Here is a 17,434-nt window from a genome sequence, read left to right as displayed (position 1 = left end):
ACGTCACACTGGTTTTCAGACCGGCGCGAAATTTGAGGCGTTTTTCGCGCGCTTCTCACGAAAAGCCCGAGTTTTACGGCGAAAATCCCATCGCGAGATGATAACAAAGCTTCGCATTGTTGGAACGGGTTTTTCGCACACTGCCATACACGCCCTCGACAGGACGTGTATGGCAGCACCTTCCAGGTTACAGTACAGGCTGCCGCGGATTCACGCCAGCCGCACTTATGTCAGTTTTTTTTATAGGATTCGTAAAACGCGCTGATCTTTTCGTAGGTCTCGTCATCAATATCATGCTCGATCTTGCAGGCCTCACTGGAGGCCTTCTTCTCATCGATCCCGATCGCGACAAGGACTTTCGTCAGAAGCTTATGACGGGAATAAATGCGCTCCGCTATATTTCTGCCGGTATCCGTCAGGGTGATCAGTCCGTTGACATCCATACGGATATAGCCGTTTTCGCGAAGTTTCTTCATTGCAATGCTGATACTGGGTTTTGAAAAATTCATTTCATTGACAATATCGATCGAACGAACCTGTCCGTTTCTCTCGTGCAAAACCAGTATAGTCTCGAGATAATCTTCTGCAGACTCATGAATTACCACGTTTTATCCCCCTTATAACTCAAGTTGATCAATAAGAATACTCAAACACCAGTCCGCCGTAGGCAGGCAGGTCAAATTCAATGTACTGATCGCGGAAATCGCAGAGTCCCTTCTTGGGACGGATGATCTCGGGAACAGGTGTGTCTCCGAAACCGCCGAACTGCTTGTCCGTGCTGTTCAGGATCAGTTTATAACGCTTGTTTACGGGAACACCCATCCGGAAACCTTCATATTTAACAGGTGTCATATTGAGTACGAACATCAGGCCCTTGCGGCTTGACGGGCACTTACGCAGGAAGGTATAGATGCTGCGGTCAGCGTCATTGGCATTGATCCATTCAAAACCGCCCCAGTCGTTATCGATCTCGTAGAGGCACTTGTAATTCCTGTACATCTCCAGAAGCTTGCTGAAATAGTACTTCATGCCGCTGTTCTGCTCGTCAGAAAGGAGGAACCAGTCAAGCTCACGCTCCTCGCTCCATTCGCGTTCCTGGCCGAACTCCTGTCCCATGAAGAGGAGCTTCTTGCCGCAGTGCCCCATCATAAAGGTGTAGCCCAGGCGCAGGTTGGAGTACTTGTCCACGCGGTAGCCGGGCATCTTTTCCACCATGGAGCACTTGAGGTGGACGACCTCATCGTGGGAAAGAGGAAGGATATAATTCTCCGCGCTGTTGTAGCTCATAGCAAAGGTCATGCCGTTATGGTCGCCCTTCCGCATGACAGGATCCAGCTTCATATATTCACAGAAATCATGCATCCAGCCCATATTCCACTTGAAGTTGAAACCGAGACCATTGTCCTCGGGGCTGGCTGTGATCTTGGGCCATGCAGTGGACTCCTCTGCGATCGTCAAAAAGCCCGGATCCCTGCCGTGCACGACAGAATTGAGATGCTTGAAGAATTCGATGGCATCGAGGTTCTCGTTTCCGCCGTACTTGTTGGGCAGCCACTGGCCGTCCCTCTTGCCGTAGTCAAGATAGAGCATGGAGGCCACGGCATCGACGCGGATGCCGTCCACATGGAACTCGTTGATCCAGTAAAAAACATTTGCGATCAGGAAATTGCTGACCTCGTGTTTGGCGAGGTTGAAAATACGTGTGCCCCAGTCCGGATGCTCGCCGCGGCGCGGATCCGGATCTTCAAAGATGCATTTGCCGTCGAATTTTGCCAGGCCGTGGGCATCAGGGCAGAAGTGGGCAGGCACCCAGTCAAGGATGACTCCAATCCCGGCTGTATGCAGCTTGTTGATCATGTACATAAAATCGTTGGGAGTGCCGTAGCGGGATGTCGGAGCATAATAGCCCGTGACCTGATATCCCCAGGACCCGTCGAAGGGGTGCTCAGAGATACCGATCAGCTCGATATGGGTAAATTTCATTTCCTTCAGATACTCTACGATCCTGTCCGCAAACTCTCTGTAGGTATAGAAGCCGTCACCGCTGTCCGGATGCTTCATCCAGGAGCCGATGTGGCACTCATAGATCGCGATCGGCTGCTGATTGGGGTTCTTCTTGCCGCGCTTGTTCATCCACCGGCCGTCTGTCCAGTGGAAATTGGTGATATCCGCTGTTTTAGATGCCGTGCCGGGACGGAGCTCTGCCGAGTTCGCAAAGGGATCTGCTTTATAAACTTTTGTTCCGTCCTCAGTTGTAATGCAGTACTTATAGAGCACTCCGGCTTCGATCCCGGGGATGAACAATGTCCAGATCCCGCCGTCATTCAGCTTTGTCATGGGACACTTTTCCTCATCCCAGTCGTTAAAATTTCCAATCACATGCACCGCGAGCGCATTAGGGGCCCATACAGCAAAGAAGAACCCTTTCTCTCCCTCCTCAACAGAGGGATGCGCACCCAGTTTTTTATAGATGTCATAATGTGTTCCATTTCCGAACAAATAGGCATCTGTCTCTGATACAAAAACCCTTTCGCGATTAGCAGCCATAAGTACCCCTTTCTTTTATTTTAAAAATGTCAGGAACATAAAGCATTTATTACAGGTTCTTTTTCCGGTTCTTTTTCAGACCGCTTTCCACATCCTCTCTCCGCCAGGACCGGGTCTTTCCGGCTTCGTCCCGGCCTTGAAAATCCTGGGGTGCGGAAGAAGATTTCTCCGATCCTGAGAACTCCTCCGGTTCCGGATCTCTGCCGCTCCCTGCGCCGGCCCGTACAAAGTCATCTCCGTACAGCTGCCTCTTGGCGGCATCAGATCTTTCCAGGACCCTCCGGCGGGCATCCGCGAGGCGCTTCTGTTCGCTCTCCTTGCGGATCTTTTCCCATTCCGACATGATCTGTTCGAGATTGAGCTGGCCTTCGATCTGGCTCTCTTCCTTTTCTTCTTCCTCCATGACCATTGCGAGCTGACCGCTGGTCTCCTGGGCGAGGACGCTGTCGTAATCCCCAATCTCCCGCATTCCCTGCGCGATCGTCTCTTCCATGTGTACGTCATTCAACAGGGTATCTGTATATTCCTCCGGTGTTCCCGCAGGTTCAGAGGCATCCGCCTCCTCTTCGTCCGGTTCAGGCTCCATGATCCCCTGGTCCGGGTGTCCGTTTCCGGAAATCTCCGCTTCTTTCCGCGAAGTCTCCTCCTCAGCCGGTCTCCTGGTCTGATCTGCGGAAGTCTGCGCCGCAGGCTTCGCTCTGTCCGGTCCGGAACTCCCGTCCGGGTTCAATGAGCTTACTGTCAGGTTTTCCGGTCCATCCGCCCGGCCGGCAGCTTCGGACACCGCGGCAGCGGTATTCTTCCCGGACTCAGGCATTGCTGAGGCAGCAGCATTCCCGGACTCAGGCACTGGCAGTTCAGGGGCAGCGGCTTTACCGGACTCAGGCATCCCGGGAGCGGTATTGTCCCCGGCCCCGGGCACTGCAGAGGCAGCATCCTTCACGGCATCAGCAGCCTCGGGAGCAGCATCTGTCACAGGTTCAGGCTGCACGGGAGGAACATACTTACCGCCCTTCTTAAGGAGCTCCAGTCTCTCGTTCTGCTGCGGATTCAGATCCGTGAGAGATTTTTTTAATTCAAGCGCGCGCAGTACGAAGCGGCCGTCCCCGAAATAGGCGACGATCTCATCACACTGGCGGATACAGCTTTGAACATCTCCGGCGCGATAGTACAGCGTCGCGAGTTCATAGGCCCATCTCTCTCTGAAATCATGCTGCTGGAATTCCTCCAGGACGGCGATCTGCTCCAGCACGTTGACTTCCTGCTTTTTATACAGCTTGTACTGGAGAAGGTACCGGTCGGAATCCCTGGGTGCCACATTGATAAATGCGTTGTAGAGCTGAAGTGCATGGATATAATTGTTCAGCTTCAGTTCAAGCTCACAGAGTGAATAGATAATCTTTCTTGATTCCGGATTCTTTTTATAAGCGATGGCCAGAAGATCCCGGCTCTCCCTGTATCTCTTGTTGATCTTGTACAGGTCGCTGATTCTGCACAGAGTCTGCGTTCCTTTGATCCGCGTCCAGTCGATCCTGTCGGCAACCCCGGCTGCTTCTTTGAAACGCCTCTCTGAAATCAGTCTGTCGATCTCATCCAGACTTACTCTCAATTCATATTTGTCCAACTTACACCTCCCGCCGCACTCAGTGTGCGGCAGAAAAAGGAGAACGCCCCGGGCAGGCTTCTCCTGAAGTTATTATCAGGATAGCATATAGTATCGTTTTAGTTTATCACAGGCTGTACATCAATGTCAAAACCGTAAGTCAGTCCAGCAGAAGTCGGCTGAGCCGGGCAAACTCTTCAAGAGACAGCTTTTCTCCCCTGATATCCGCGGGAAGACCCATCACTGCCAGAGCTTTCTCCACTTCCTCTCTTGTCAGTCTTTTTCCATCGAGGGAAAAGCCGTGTGAGAGTCCATTCGCAAGTGTTTTGCGTCTCTGGTTAAAGGATGCCCGGATGAGAGCAAACAGCTGTTTTTCATCCGCCTGAACGGGCGGCTCGCTGAATGCCTTTAAATGGAGAACAGCGCTCTCCACAGCAGGCCGCGGGAGAAAACAGGCCGGGGGGACCTTCAAAACAACCCGCGGTTCCGAATAATACTGTACTGCCAGAGACAGGGCGCCGTACTCCCTGCTTCCGGGACCGGCGCAGATGCGGTCTGCCACTTCCTTCTGTACCATGACCGTGATACTTTCGAAGCACCCTTTTTCCTCCAGCAGATAAAGGAGGATCGGAGTCGTCACATAGTAAGGTAGATTTGCGACCACCTTCATTGGCCTGCCTCCGTTGTACTGATCCGCGAGCCCGCGCAGATCGGTCCGGAGAATATCCTGCCAGATCACGTCCACATTGCCGCAGTCCTCCAGGGTCAGCGCCAGTACAGGACGGAGATTCTCGTCGATCTCGACGCAGACAACATGCGCGGCAGCCCCGGACAGAGCCTGCGTCATCGTTCCGATTCCAGGCCCTATCTCAAGAACACAGTCCTCGCTGCTGATTTCAGCGGCGTCAACAATACCCCTCACTATATTTCCATCTGTCAGAAAGTTCTGTCCGTATTTTTTTCTTGCACGGATCCCGAACCGCTCAAGTACAGCCCGGGTCACACCCGGCGATGTCAGTCTTTCCAAATCCAGTCCTTTCCTGAAACAAAGCCTTATAAAAAACAGGCTCTTATCTGAATCCTCATGGCAGTGTTTATATATATCTTTAAAATCAATAAATCCTTTAGAGCCATAAACTCTAAAAAACCCCTGAGAAACGTCATCGATCACAAGTCTGTGATCCTGCTGTAAAGCCTGCGCGCGTTCTGCGCAGTCCGCTCGATCACTTCCTCTGTATCTATTCCCTTGATCTTAGCCAGTTCCTCTACGACGTAAGGAAGGTAGAGGGAGCTGTTGCGTTTTCCCCGGAAGGGGACCGGCGCAAGATAGGGGCAGTCCGTCTCGAGGACGATGTTCTCAATCGGGACCTGGTCGGCGACCTCTTTAAGCTTTCTGGCATTCTTGAAAGTTATAACACCGCCGATACCGATGAAAAAGCCCATTTTGACTACTTCTTTTGCGATCTCCGCACTATAAGAAAAGCAATGGACCACTCCTCCGATCTCCTCTGCCCTGTGTTTTTTCATGAGCGCGAGCGTATCCTGTGCCGCTTCCCGGGAATGAATGACCACGGGAAGCTTCGTGTCCCTTGCCATCTCCATCTGGCGCTCAAACCAGTATTTCTGCGCATCCCTGAATGTCGTGTCCCAGTAATAGTCCAGCCCGATCTCCCCTACAGCGACGACCCGCGGGTCGGACAGCTTTCCCCGGATCTCTTCCAGAAGCTCTTCCGTCAGGGGCTGGCAGTCCGATGGATGGATCCCCAGAGCACAATACATAAACGGATACCTGTGCGCAAGGTCCAGACATTCATCGATACTCTTGAGGTCAGAAGCTATGTTGACCACTGTGCCGATCCTTTTTTCAGGGAACTGAGCGAAGATCTCCTCGCGGTCTTCCTGAAAAGCTTCATCATTGTAATGCGCATGTGTCTCAAAAATCATATTCATAAATCATTTCAACCCTTTCTGAACCGTTGGTTGTATTATAACACATACCGCCCCTTTTTGATTCTGAATTGATCCGCCCTTTATATTATTCCGCCTTTAAAATGCGCCTTTTAAAAATGCTTTTAAAAAATTTTAAAATTTTCCAAAAAACTTTCAAAAAAACTATTGCATTCCTGTTGGGCTTCGCATATAATACTACTTGCGTTCGGAAAACACCGGACAGACAAAGAATAATAAATATGCGCTGTTAGCTCAGTTGGTAGAGCACCTGACTCTTAATCAGGGTGTCCAGGGTTCGAGTCCCTGACGGCGCACGGAGAACATCATTTCTGTGGTCAATCCCGGTTGTGGTGTTCTTTTTTTTCTCGTAGACAGATTTTCTTTTTTCCTTTATACTTGTGGCTATGGGCGAGCGCCTGCAAACATGTATGAATAAACTACGCGCTGCTCCGCGCCACGGGCGCTCTCGCATCGCTCCAACCATTCGGAATCCGCTTGTTTTGCACGAAAAGCACGCGCAAAACGGCTTCTTCCCCATGTTTGAACGCTCGTCAAATGTCTGCAAATGCTCATGCGAGCATGGCATTTGCAGCCGCTTGACTCGCTGTTTATTCATACTTTGGTAATAGCTCCAGTTATCTACATTATATGCGAATCAGGTAATATATACGAATCAGGGGCTGAATTCAGTTGCTGAATTTAGTTGCTGAACTCAGATTCTGCATTCATTTCCAAAAAACATATTTTAAAAACAATTTCTTAAAATGGAGGAAGTATGTCAGCACAGTCCAGAAGATTGCTCACCGCTTTTCTTGCAGTTTCTATTGTTCTGAGTACCGTCTGCCTTCCTGTCGGGGCAGCCGTGAAGCCAGGTCAGCAGATGCCTGCCTGTTCAGGACCGGGAAATATTTCAGGTGATTCGGGGGGCAATGGCTCTTTCATTATGGACAGGACGGAAAAACAGACCCCGGTTGATATTTCCTCTGCCAAATGGAAAACTGTAGGCGGTCATCTCCGTCTCTTGTCTTCTGACGGAAAATACAGGACCGGTTTTGTCCGTGTAAATGGGATACTTTACTTTTTTGATTCCAAGGGAAATCTGACGACTGGCTTTTTTACCTATAAAGGAAAAAAATACTACGCGAGCTGTGTCAGGGGCGAAAAGGGCAAAGGGCAGATCCTCACCGGTCTGGTCCGCATCGGAACTTATTTTTATTTCCTGAATCCCGCCTCCACCCCCTACCCGGGAGCTGTTTCGACAGGATTCCAGAAAATCAAGGGCAGACGCTATTATTTCAACAGCAAGGGCCACATGGTCACCGGATGGTTCACCGTTTCAGGGAGCAAATACTACGCGAGCTGCAATAAGAAAGGCCATTACGGCTCGCTTCTGACCGGCGTCCAGAAGATCGGGAACAAGACCTACCGGCTGGATTCCAACGGAAAGCTCGTAGGGCAGGTTGGCGGCCAGGATCCCGATTCCTCCAATCTCTACAGAAAGATGATCGACGTCTCCGAACATCAGGGAAAGATCGATTTCCAGAGAGTCAAGGCCTCCGGCGTCCGCGGCGTCATTATCCGCGCCGGACACGGTAAAAACGGCGGCCGCGCCGATTACAAATTCCACTCTAATATCTCCAAGGCAAAGGCTGCCGGTCTCCCTGTGGGAATTTACTGGTTCAGCTATGCCGGCACAAAACAGAAAGCCATAAACGAGGCAAAAATGTGTCTCCGCCTGCTGAAGGCTTATAAGATCGACATGCCGGTCTATTTTGACTGGGAATACGATTCCATGAACTATACACATGTCAAAAGCCGCACGAAGATCACGGATATGACCATTGCTTTCTGCAATACCATCATTCAGGGCGGAAGACGCGCAGGTTATTATTTCAACCTCTCCTATTACAACAACTTCTTTGACAATTCCAGGCTGAAAAGATATTCCACCTGGTATGCTTACTGGGGAACCAACCAGCCGGCCGCCTACATCTGGGGCCAGGCAAACAAAATGAAGACCCCCACCCGTTTTGATCTCTGGCAGTTTTCCTCCCGCGGAAGGATCCCCGGAATCAACGGCTATGTGGACTGCGACCTGCTGCTCCACTCAGCGATCCTGCAGTAATGAACCTGCAGTGATAATTTGATCCTGCAACGGTCCTTCGAGGCCTGCAGTGACCTGAAACTAAAAATTACACTGACATGTGGACCTGTAGATAAATGATTGTAAATATCAATTATCTACAGGTCTTTATTTGTCTACAGGTCTTAATTGCCTAAAGCCCTGTTTCCAAAACAAAAAGCCGGTGAAAGATGGAACTCTGTTCCATCTTTCACCGGCTTTACCTCTGTCTGCCTTCGGCCTGTACGGCCGCCTGTAAAAAAGTTCCGGACATCCCACGGACATCATTCCCATACGGCTGCCGGATCTGTGCCGCTTTATTCGAATCTGCTGGGGATCGAGACGGCTGTGATCGCAATCGCTGCAATGGCTGTGATCGCAGTTACCAGGACGATCATTAACTTCATATTCTTTCCTCCTGTTTCTTGGTGGTTTCCTGTTTACTGATTTACATTCGCTTTCCTGTGACCGGTCCAATTATAAAATGATTTTTTAATAGGATGATCCGATCAAGTCAAAGGACCTGTTACTGCGGACTGCGGCAGATACCGCCTCTTCCATGTCCCGCATCAATAATCATAACAGGGACCAGCATATTTCTCAATCAATTCAACAGGAATCAGATGCGCTCTTCTCCAAGAAAGGCAGCGACAACAATACTGGGGCCTGTGTGGACACCAATCATCGATCCGACATTGCCCACCATAATATTTTCAAAGCCGAAGCGGTCACGGATCATTTTGGCTGTCAGTTCCGCGTCCGCAGGGGCATTTCCGTGGTTGACAATGACCATCTGCCGGTTCTCTTCTTTGCGGGAGCCCATACGTTCTTCCATATAATCGACCAGATACTCCAGCGATTTCTTACGGCCGCGGATCTTTTTGATCACCTGGAGCTTGCCCTCATTGTCGACAATGATGAAGGGCTTGACGGAGGCGAGCGTCCCGATCAGTGCGCTGGTCCTGGACACGCGGCCGCCCCGCCAGAGGTCAAAGAGGTTGTCGACAGTGATGGCCAGCAGGACACTTTTCGCGTTTGCCCTGAGCCAGGAGGCTGTCTCCTCCAGAGTCTTTCCCTGATTGCGCAGCAAAACGGCATAATATACAAGAAGACCTTCCCCGCAGGAGGCAGTGAGAGCGTCAACAATCTCTATTTTCTTTCCGGGATATTTTTCGAGTATTTCCTCCACGCCCGCACGCACACTGCCCACTGTGCCCGACAGCCCGGACGAGATCCCGACATACAGGAATTCATCCGCTTCATTTATGTGCTCTTCGAAGTATTCCCGCGCGTCACTTGGATTGATCTGAGAAGTGGAGGGCTTGGCCCCCTCTCTCAGCATGCGGTAAAAATCCTCAGGGGAGAGGAACTTATCCTTCCCTGCGATCACCTTGCCTTCCAGGATGGTGCTCAGATACATGCAGCCGACGTCGTTTTCCGAAAGAAAGCTGGGTGACAGGTCTGATCCATTATCTGTAATGATTTTAAACATGTGATTTTTCTTCCTTTCGATAGGATTTGTTTTAGTCATTATAAGCGATATAAACCGAAAAGACAATGTGTGAACCGGTAAAGTTGCAATAAGTAGTTTTTAAAACCGCGTGGTGTCGCAGGGCATCCCGGAAATCGTTTTTTATCATCGTTTAATATACCCAAAGATGAATAAATCATGATAATCCATAGGCAAATCAATGGATACAGGGGTATAATACATTCAATGCACACTTGCGTACTGCCATCAACAAAAGCAAAAGAGATGGACTTAATAGCAAAAGCATTTTAAAATCAAAAAGTGTCCATAGAAGTGTACATAAAGTTTTTCAATGATTGTAGATTGTTAATAATCCCTTATTTATCAGCATTTTTACCATCAGGAAAGGAACACCATGGGAAAAGTATTCAAGTTTGACAACGACGTCGACACAGATCAGATCATTGCTTCCCAGTATCTGCTGTTTCCATCCGTCGGGGAAATGGCTCCGCACACATTTGAATCTCTCGACGCGGACTTTGCAAAAAACGTAAAACCCGGTGATTTCGTTGTCGCGGCAGAAAACTTCGGCTGCGGCTCCTCCCGCGAACAGGCACCGAGCGTACTCAAGGCACTGGGCGTGCGCGCTGTGCTGGCCAAATCCTTCGCGCGGATCTTTTACCGCAACTGCATCAATATCGGCCTGCCCGCCATCGTCTGTAAAGATCTTCACGATTATGTTCAGAGCGGGGATGAGATCGAGCTGTCCATGACAGAGGGAACCGTTACGGCCGGCGGCAGAACCTATGCCTGCACAAAGCTCCCTGCCCACCTGCAGGGGATCCTGGATCAGGGAGGTCTGATCGCGTCCCTCGACAAATGAGGATTCATGAGGATTCTCAACTGGAAAAAGACTTGTTTCACAGGAGATTAATAAAATGGGAATGACTATTGCAGAAAAGATCGTGGCGAGAGCCGCCGGAGTCAGTGAGGCGCATGCGAACGATATCCACACGGTCGAGCTCGACTACCTCATGAGCAACGACGGGACCACTCATCTGACGATCGATATGTACAACAACCTGAAACACCCTCATATCGCCGATGTCAGCAAGCTTGTCTGGATCGTGGACCACAACGTTCCCTGCGACAGCCCCAAGACCGCTGCTTCGCAGAAAAAAATGCGCGATTTCGCAAAGGAACACGGGATCACCTTCTATGAGGGCGCCGGTGTATGTCATCAGGTGATGATTGAAAACCACGTGGTGCCCGGACAGCTGATCTTCGGCGCGGACAGCCACACCTGTGCCTACGGGGCTCTCGGTGCCTTCGGCACCGGCGTCGGATGCACGGATTATCTCTACGGTATGGTGACCGGCAAGTCCTGGGTCCTGGTGCCTGAGACGCTGCGCTTCAATCTCACCGGAAAGCTGGGGAACGGGGCGACGGCGCGCGACCTGATCCTGACCATCATCGGGCAGATCGGCGCCAACGGCGCCAACTATCACGCCATGGAATTTGCCGGTCCCGGCATGGCCTCCCTCACGATGAGCGACCGCATCGCGATCTGCAACCTCTGTGTGGAGGCGGGCGCGAAGACCGCACTGATGGAAGTGGACGACGTCACGCTGGAATATCTGGCCGCCCACGGGGGCAGGAAGCCGGCCGCCTGTTATACCAGTGATCCTGACGCGAAGTTCGAAAAGGTTTACGACATAGACCTGTCGACCATTGTCCCTGTCGTGGCAAAGCCTCATTTCGTGGATAATATCGCCCCGGTCAGTGAATGTACGGGAATCAAGATCAACGAGGCCTTCCTGGGCTCCTGCAATAACGGCCGTCTGGAGGACCTGCGTCTGGGCGCCTCGATCATAAAAGGGAAAAAGGTTGCGCCCACTGTCCGCTTCCTGGTGGTCCCCGCAAGCCGCGAGGTCTGGCTCGACGCCATGAAGGAAGGCATTCTGGACATCTTTATGGAAGCGGGCGCCATCGTCATGAACCCCAACTGCAGTGTGTGCTGGGGCAGCTGCCAGGGTGTCATTGGAGCCGGCGAGGTCCTGATCAGCACAGGGACCCGCAATTTCAAGGGGCGGGCCGGCGACCGCGACTCCTTTGTCTATCTCGGCTCCGCCGCCACAGTCACCGCTTCTGCCATCCGGGGCGAGATCTGCAGCGCGGAAAGCCTGTAAAACAGCTGTTCCTGCGGCGGCCAAATGACGTGAAAACCAGCAAGGGCTGATACTACACGAACTGAGGCTGTTCCAAGAAGGCTGAATGCCGCACAAACTGAAAAAAACAACCCGGTGCCGCCCTTCACGGGGGCACTTCCTGATACTATGACTGATACTACGAACAGAAAGGATCAAACATGGAACAGTTTACCGGGAAAGTCTGGCTTCTGGGCGATGATATCGATACAGACATCATCATGCCCACGGAATACCTGGCTCTGAAAACCGTCAACGACATGCGTCCCTACGCCTTTTCCCCTCTCCGTCCGGAGCTCGCGGCCCAGATCGCGCCCGGCGACATCATCGTGGCCGGCAAGAATTTCGGCTGCGGCTCCTCCCGGGAACAGGCTCCGGAGGTCATCAAGGCCCTGGGGATCCGCTGCGTCATCGCCGGCTCCTACGCCCGCATTTTTTTCCGCAACGCGATCAACAACGGGCTTCTCCTGATCGAAAATGCCGATCTGGCAGCAGATGTGAAGGAGGGGGACGAGATCACAGTGCGGGTCGGCGAGGCCATCCTCTATAAGGGCAGGGAATATCCCATCTCCCCGCTTCCCCAGAATCTCCTGGATATCCTGGAGGCAGGCGGCCTGGTCAAGGCCATGCAGAGGCTGAACGGTATCGGTGTCTCTTCCCCTGAAAATACCGCGTCCTGTACGGCCTGCTCCGATGGCTCCGGATCGAAAGGAGGTGCATGATGGGACAGACTCTCATTGAAAAAATCATTGCCCACAATATCGGGCGCGAAAAAGTGACTCCCGGCGAGATCGTCACCGTCAATGTGGACCGGGTCATGGTCCACGACATCTTTATCCCCTTTGTGGCGGACAAATTCGAGGAGATGGGTTTCTCCAGAATCTGGGATCCCGACAGGATGGTCCTTATTTACGACCACCTGGTTCCGGCCAGCCAGATCGACGACACCCGCCATTTCGCGAAGGGCGATGCCTTTGCCGCGAAGTACGGCGTCAAAAATGTCCACCGGTCTGACGGCATCTGCCACCAGCTGATGACCGAGGCAGGCTATGTGAAGCCCGGAGACATCGCCTTTGGCACGGACAGCCACACAACAACCTACGGCTGTGTGGGCGCCTTTTCCACCGGGATCGGCTACACGGAAATGGCCGGCATTCTGGGTACCGGAAAGCTCTGGATCCGGGTTCCCGAGACGATCAGAGTCCAGATCGACGGCACTCTCCCGGACAATGTCACCTCCAAGGACGTCATCCTCCGTATTCTGGGCGACCTGCGGGCCGACGGCGCGACCTACAAATCTCTCGAGTTCACCGGCAGCACTGTCGAAGCCATGAGCGTCGCCGCCCGTATGACCATGTCCAACATGGCAGTGGAATGCGGAGCCAAGTGCGGCCTCTTCGCCCCCGATGAAAAAACGGCGGAGTACTGCGGGATCCCTGCGGATGATTTCCGGAAGGACTCCTTCCTGCAGTCCCTCCACGGAGACCCCGATGCTGTTTACGAACGCACCCTCACCTACCGCGCGGAGGACCTGGTCCCTGTGATGGCCTGTCCTTCCCAGGTGGACAACATCCGCCCCGTCAGTGAGATCGCCGGCATTCCTGTGGACCAGGTTTTCCTGGGCTCCTGCACCAACGGCCGGCTGGAGGACCTGGCGGCAGCCGCAGAGATCCTGAAGGGCAGAAAGATCGCTCCCTTCGTGAAGTTCATCGTGACCCCCGCCAGCCGCAAGATCTACCGCCAGGCCCTGGAGGCCGGCATTCTGGGCACCCTCGCGGAAGCCGGCGCCATGATCACCCACCCCGGCTGCGGCCTCTGCTGCGGACGCGCGGGCGGGATCCTGACGGACGGAGAAGTCGTGGTCGCCACCAACAACCGCAACTTCCTCGGCCGCATGGGCACTTCAAAGGTCCGGATCTACCTCGCTTCCCCCAAATCCGCTGCCTGGGCAGCCCTCACAGGAAAGATCACCGTACCCGGATCAGATGCATAACAGGTGCTTTAAAAAGGAATTTTCAACATGAATGATATCATTGCACTTTATCTTGCTTTTCTCCGGATCGGCGCGGTCAACTTCGGGGGCGGCTACGCCATGCTCCCGCTGCTGGAACGTGACCTGGTACAGACCCGGGGCTGGACGACGACGGAAGACCTGACGGACTATTTTGCCATCGGGCAGTGTACGCCCGGCCTGATCGCCCTCAACGTGGCGACCTTTATCGGCAGCCGCCGCAAGGGGGTCGCAGGCGCCATTGCGGCGACCCTGGGCTTCATCACTGTTCCGATCATCATAATCCTGCTGATCGCCACCTTCCTGCAGGGATTTGCCCACCTCCCGGTCGTACAGAATGCTTTCGCCGGGATCAGGGTCTGTGTCTGCGTACTGATCGTAGAGGCTGTCATGAGGCTGTGGAGTAAATCCGTGATCGACCACGTCAGCCTGGCCATGTATCTGGTGGTCTTTTTGATGACAGCCCTCTCCGGGGTACTGCCCGTGGCTGTCCCCGCCGCCATTCTGGTCATCCTGTCCGGTATGCTGGGTGTCCTGCTGGGAAGAGCTGTACCTCCCGCAGGCACATCCGGGAAAGGGGGTTCCGATAAATGATCTACCTCCTTCTGTTTATCAACTTTTTTAAGACCGGACTTTTTTCAATCGGCGGAGGTCTGGCTACTCTGCCCTTCCTTTACGAGATGTCCAACAGGACCCACTGGTTTTCCACTTCGGATATCGCGGACATGATCGCCATCTCGGAGTCCACTCCGGGAGCCATCGGCATCAATATGTCGACCTATGCGGGATTCAAGACTGCCGGCTATCCGGGCGGCGTCCTGGCAACAGTCGCCCTTGCCACCCCCTCCCTGATCATCATCCTAATCATTTCCGGTTTCCTCCAGAAATTCAAGGAGAGCCGGCACGTGCAGAACGCCCTCTACGGCCTGCGTCCCGCCTCAATTGCCATGATCACAGCCGCCGGCCTGAATGTGGCCAAGGTCGCCCTGATCAACATCGATGCCTTCCAGGCTTCCCATAACCCCGCCGACCTCTTTCTGTGGAAGGCCATCCTGCTTGGAATCATCATTTTTGGCGGTCAGAAGCTCTTTCCAAAGATCCATCCGGTCGCCTTCATTGTGTTTTCAGCCGTGGTCGGTGTTGTGTTCCGTTTTGCGGGCGTATAGACAGGGCAGTAGCTGGTGCAGGCACACAATAAATGCAAATAAATGTAAGTGTCCGAGAACAGCAAAAACTGCTCCCGCAGCAAATACATGCACATAACCCCCTAATAAAGGTAAACGCAAATACTGGCGGATGTAAGTACAGCAAGATGTAAAATACAGGCGGATGTAAAATACAGCAAGATGAAAAAAGCTGCTGTCCCTGCAGAGGTCTCACGGCCTCGGGACAGCAGCTTTTCTAGTCTTCATTTCCGCAAGACTCGCGGGCAGGTCTTGAATTCCCGGCGCCGGTGTCTGCCTTGCGGAAAGCAGGTTTTCAATTACTGAGGTTTACTGTTACTCTATGATGTCAATCACCTTCAAGGTCCTTATGTCTGCTGATATAGACACTTGTCCACCCGTGCTTTTTGTAGTATTCCCTTGACTCTTCCGCTCCGGAACTGCTTTTTGTGTACTCTATTCCTCTGGTGACCATTCCTCTGCCGGCACACCAGTCGAGATAGCTGGTCAGATACCTTACTTCGTCACTGGATTTTCTGTCAAAGTCTTCATAGAGGACGCCCTCCACATTGACCTCCAGGATGACCCCGGGATTGTCTTTTTCAAATCTCCGGACAAAGGTATCTCCGCAGTTGGGCATCACCAGGATGCCGACCTCGTTTTCTATTTTTTTGATCACCTCGCTCAGGGCTTTGTATACACTCTCCTGTGAAGGAGGATCGCGGTATAAATGTTTCCCGTGAAAACCATGTTTGACCATGTAGTAGATTTCCACGTTGTCAAAATATACTCCGGTCACTCCGGCAGCTTTTTGTTTTTTCGCCTCATCGATCAGATGGGTCTTCCAGGAAGAGGATGTGACATCTACCCAGTATTCTCCCGGCCAGCCATCATATTCACAGATACGGAGATGTTCAAACTGGCTATAATATTTCCTCGTTTTCTCGAGTGCACCGGCATTAATGTAGCCGTAAACCACTACCCCCCTGTCCTTTGCCTTCGCGATCAGCGATGTATTGATCCCTGTCGGGTCAATGACTGCCAGATTGTTTTTCTTTGAGTTTGTAAGGGTTCTGGAAACATATCTCTGTTCGAGGCAATACCTGGCCGTAGCCGAGCTCGAAGCCTTGATTTTGATCACACGCCTGATTCCGACAGATTTGGACAGGGTGCTGGCTCCAGTGGAAGCCTTCGCGATAATTTTATAGGTATACTTCCTGTTCTTAGTGCCTGCCTTCTTATCCAGCCAGGTCACAGTGGATCCTTTGCTGATCGTGGTGATCCGCTTTCCGTCTCTGTAGAGATAATAACCGTTGGCCCCGGCCACTTTCGCCCATGTCAGCTTTATGCCGCCCACCTGGTTCGAGGCCTTCAGGCTTTTTGTCGCTGTGGGTACGACCTTGACCGTGATCGTTTTAGATCCTGCTTTATAGTTTTTTGTCGCGGGAGTAGAGACCCTTATCTTTGCCGTACCGACCTTTACTCCGGTGATCTTTCCTGTCGAAGAGATCTTTGCGACAGCCTTGTTGGAGGACTTAAAGGAATACTTCTTTGTCTCCCTGGCTCCGCCCGCCTTTACTGTCATTGTTCTGCCGGCAGAGACCCTTGACGTACTGGCCTTCAGCGTCAGCTTCTGTGCTGCCCTGTTAATCTTAAAAGTCTTTATTATCGTTCCCCGGTATTTTTTGATTCCGGTGATCTTTGCCGTCGCTGTGCCGACAGAAACATTTGCGGAAAAAGTGACCTTATAGTCCCTGTTCTTTTTCAGCGTTGTCTTCCCTCTGACAACGGTCACACCCGGCTGGATGGCTTTTCCCGTGTAGGTATAACTGGTCCTGGAAAGAGTTATTTTCGCTTTCCGGATACTGACGACCGCTTCAACCGTAACCGCTTTGCCGGCACTTTCCTGCTGTTTCTTCGATTCTTCCGACGGAGTCAACCCGGACGCGATCGCGCTCGCCGCCTCTTCACTGACGGCCTCCTCTTCCTGGTCCTCAGCCAGCAGGGCTGTCTCCTTCTGATCTGTCTTCTGATCTGTCTTCAGCTCCTTTTCCTGAACAGTTTCCTGCCCTTCCTGTTTCCCGCCGACAGCAGCAGATTCATCCTCTGCAAGGGCCTCTCCGGTCTGAGCCTGTTCCTGTTCCGGTGTAAGTTCCGCACCTTCAGCTTCTGTCTCCTGAAGCTGTGTCTCAGGGTCCTGATTTGTGCTGTCTGTTTCTGACTCCTGCGGCTGTGTCTCAGGATCCTGGTTTGTGCTGTCAGCTTCTGTTTCCTGCGGCTCCGGATCCTGCTCTGTGCCGTCAGCTTCTGTCTCCTGCAGTTGCGGATCCTGCTCTGTGCCGGCTCCCTCTGTCTCCTGC

At 52.5% G+C, this 17,434-nt stretch carries 14 protein-coding genes and 1 tRNA gene; 8 read left to right on the top strand and 7 right to left on the bottom strand.

Going from position 1 to position 17,434, the window contains the following annotated elements:
* Nucleotides 1-230: 230 nt before the first annotated feature.
* From BLT02_RS13780 to BLT02_RS13760, 5 genes are all read right to left on the bottom strand, one after another.
* Entirely contained in the window at nt 231-605 is a 375-nt protein-coding gene (locus BLT02_RS13780; protein ID WP_092996697.1) for a metal-dependent transcriptional regulator, read from the bottom strand.
* Between the two features lie 28 nt (nt 606-633).
* The gene (gene glgB, locus BLT02_RS13775) at nt 634-2,547 is read right to left on the bottom strand and encodes a 1,4-alpha-glucan branching protein GlgB (protein WP_092996694.1); all 1,914 of its coding nucleotides are present in this window, start codon (nt 2,545-2,547) and stop codon (nt 634-636) included.
* A 49-nt stretch (nt 2,548-2,596) separates the two neighbouring features.
* Nucleotides 2,597-4,171: a tetratricopeptide repeat protein gene (locus BLT02_RS13770; RefSeq protein WP_092996691.1), complete on the bottom strand. Its 1,575-nt coding sequence runs from the start codon at nt 4,169-4,171 to the stop codon at nt 2,597-2,599.
* Nucleotides 4,172-4,310: 139 nt separating this feature from the next.
* Nucleotides 4,311-5,177, bottom strand: coding sequence for a 16S rRNA (adenine(1518)-N(6)/adenine(1519)-N(6))-dimethyltransferase RsmA (gene rsmA, locus BLT02_RS13765; protein ID WP_092996736.1), 867 nt, complete (start codon nt 5,175-5,177; stop codon nt 4,311-4,313).
* Nucleotides 5,178-5,317: 140 nt separating this feature from the next.
* A complete protein-coding gene (locus tag BLT02_RS13760; protein ID WP_347475002.1) occupies nt 5,318-6,100 on the bottom strand; it encodes a TatD family hydrolase in 783 nt (260 codons plus the stop codon).
* A gap of 241 nt (nt 6,101-6,341) precedes the next feature.
* Between BLT02_RS13760 and BLT02_RS13755 the strand changes: the two genes are divergently transcribed.
* Together BLT02_RS13755 and BLT02_RS13750 are read left to right on the top strand one after the other, a co-directional pair.
* Nucleotides 6,342-6,414 (top strand) — tRNA-Lys (locus BLT02_RS13755).
* 461 nt (nt 6,415-6,875) lie between these two features.
* A complete protein-coding gene (locus BLT02_RS13750; protein WP_092996688.1) occupies nt 6,876-8,225 on the top strand; it encodes a glycoside hydrolase family 25 protein in 1,350 nt (449 codons plus the stop codon).
* Nucleotides 8,226-8,841: 616 nt separating this feature from the next.
* Here the strand turns inward: BLT02_RS13750 and BLT02_RS13745 are convergent.
* Nucleotides 8,842-9,714 carry a DegV family protein gene (locus tag BLT02_RS13745; RefSeq protein ID WP_175453844.1) on the bottom strand — a complete coding sequence of 291 codons (873 nt, stop codon included), beginning with the start codon at nt 9,712-9,714 and terminating at the stop codon, nt 8,842-8,844.
* A 394-nt stretch (nt 9,715-10,108) separates the two neighbouring features.
* Between BLT02_RS13745 and leuD the strand changes: the two genes are divergently transcribed.
* From leuD to BLT02_RS13715, 6 genes are all read left to right on the top strand, one after another.
* Nucleotides 10,109-10,576 carry a LeuD/DmdB family oxidoreductase small subunit gene (gene leuD, locus BLT02_RS13740; RefSeq protein WP_092996682.1) on the top strand — a complete coding sequence of 156 codons (468 nt, stop codon included), beginning with the start codon at nt 10,109-10,111 and terminating at the stop codon, nt 10,574-10,576.
* Between the two features lie 55 nt (nt 10,577-10,631).
* A complete protein-coding gene (locus tag BLT02_RS13735) occupies nt 10,632-11,882 on the top strand; it encodes a 3-isopropylmalate dehydratase large subunit (protein WP_092996679.1) in 1,251 nt (416 codons plus the stop codon).
* 179 nt (nt 11,883-12,061) lie between these two features.
* A complete protein-coding gene (locus BLT02_RS13730) occupies nt 12,062-12,622 on the top strand; it encodes a LeuD/DmdB family oxidoreductase small subunit (RefSeq protein WP_092996677.1) in 561 nt (186 codons plus the stop codon).
* A complete protein-coding gene (locus BLT02_RS13725) occupies nt 12,619-13,893 on the top strand; it encodes a 3-isopropylmalate dehydratase large subunit (protein WP_347475001.1) in 1,275 nt (424 codons plus the stop codon). Before BLT02_RS13730 ends, BLT02_RS13725 begins: the two co-directional genes overlap by 4 nt.
* A 27-nt stretch (nt 13,894-13,920) precedes the next feature.
* A complete protein-coding gene (locus tag BLT02_RS13720; protein WP_092996672.1) occupies nt 13,921-14,505 on the top strand; it encodes a chromate transporter in 585 nt (194 codons plus the stop codon).
* Nucleotides 14,502-15,077 (top strand): chromate transporter, encoded by a 576-nt coding sequence (locus tag BLT02_RS13715; protein WP_092996669.1) that lies wholly within the window; start codon nt 14,502-14,504, stop codon nt 15,075-15,077. The genes BLT02_RS13720 and BLT02_RS13715 overlap by 4 nt, the downstream gene beginning before the upstream one ends.
* A gap of 346 nt (nt 15,078-15,423) precedes the next feature.
* Here BLT02_RS13715 and BLT02_RS13710 read toward each other — a convergent pair.
* A partial coding sequence (locus tag BLT02_RS13710) for an endo alpha-1,4 polygalactosaminidase (RefSeq protein ID WP_092996666.1) occupies nt 15,424-17,434 on the bottom strand: 2,011 nt, incomplete at its 5' end.

The sequence above is a fragment of the Sarcina sp. DSM 11001 genome, from assembly GCF_900101015.1.
GTDB lineage: Bacteria > Bacillota > Clostridia > Lachnospirales > Lachnospiraceae > CAG-791.
The sequence above is the reverse complement of the archived record's forward strand: the minus strand, read 5'-3'. Positions and strand labels throughout refer to the sequence as shown.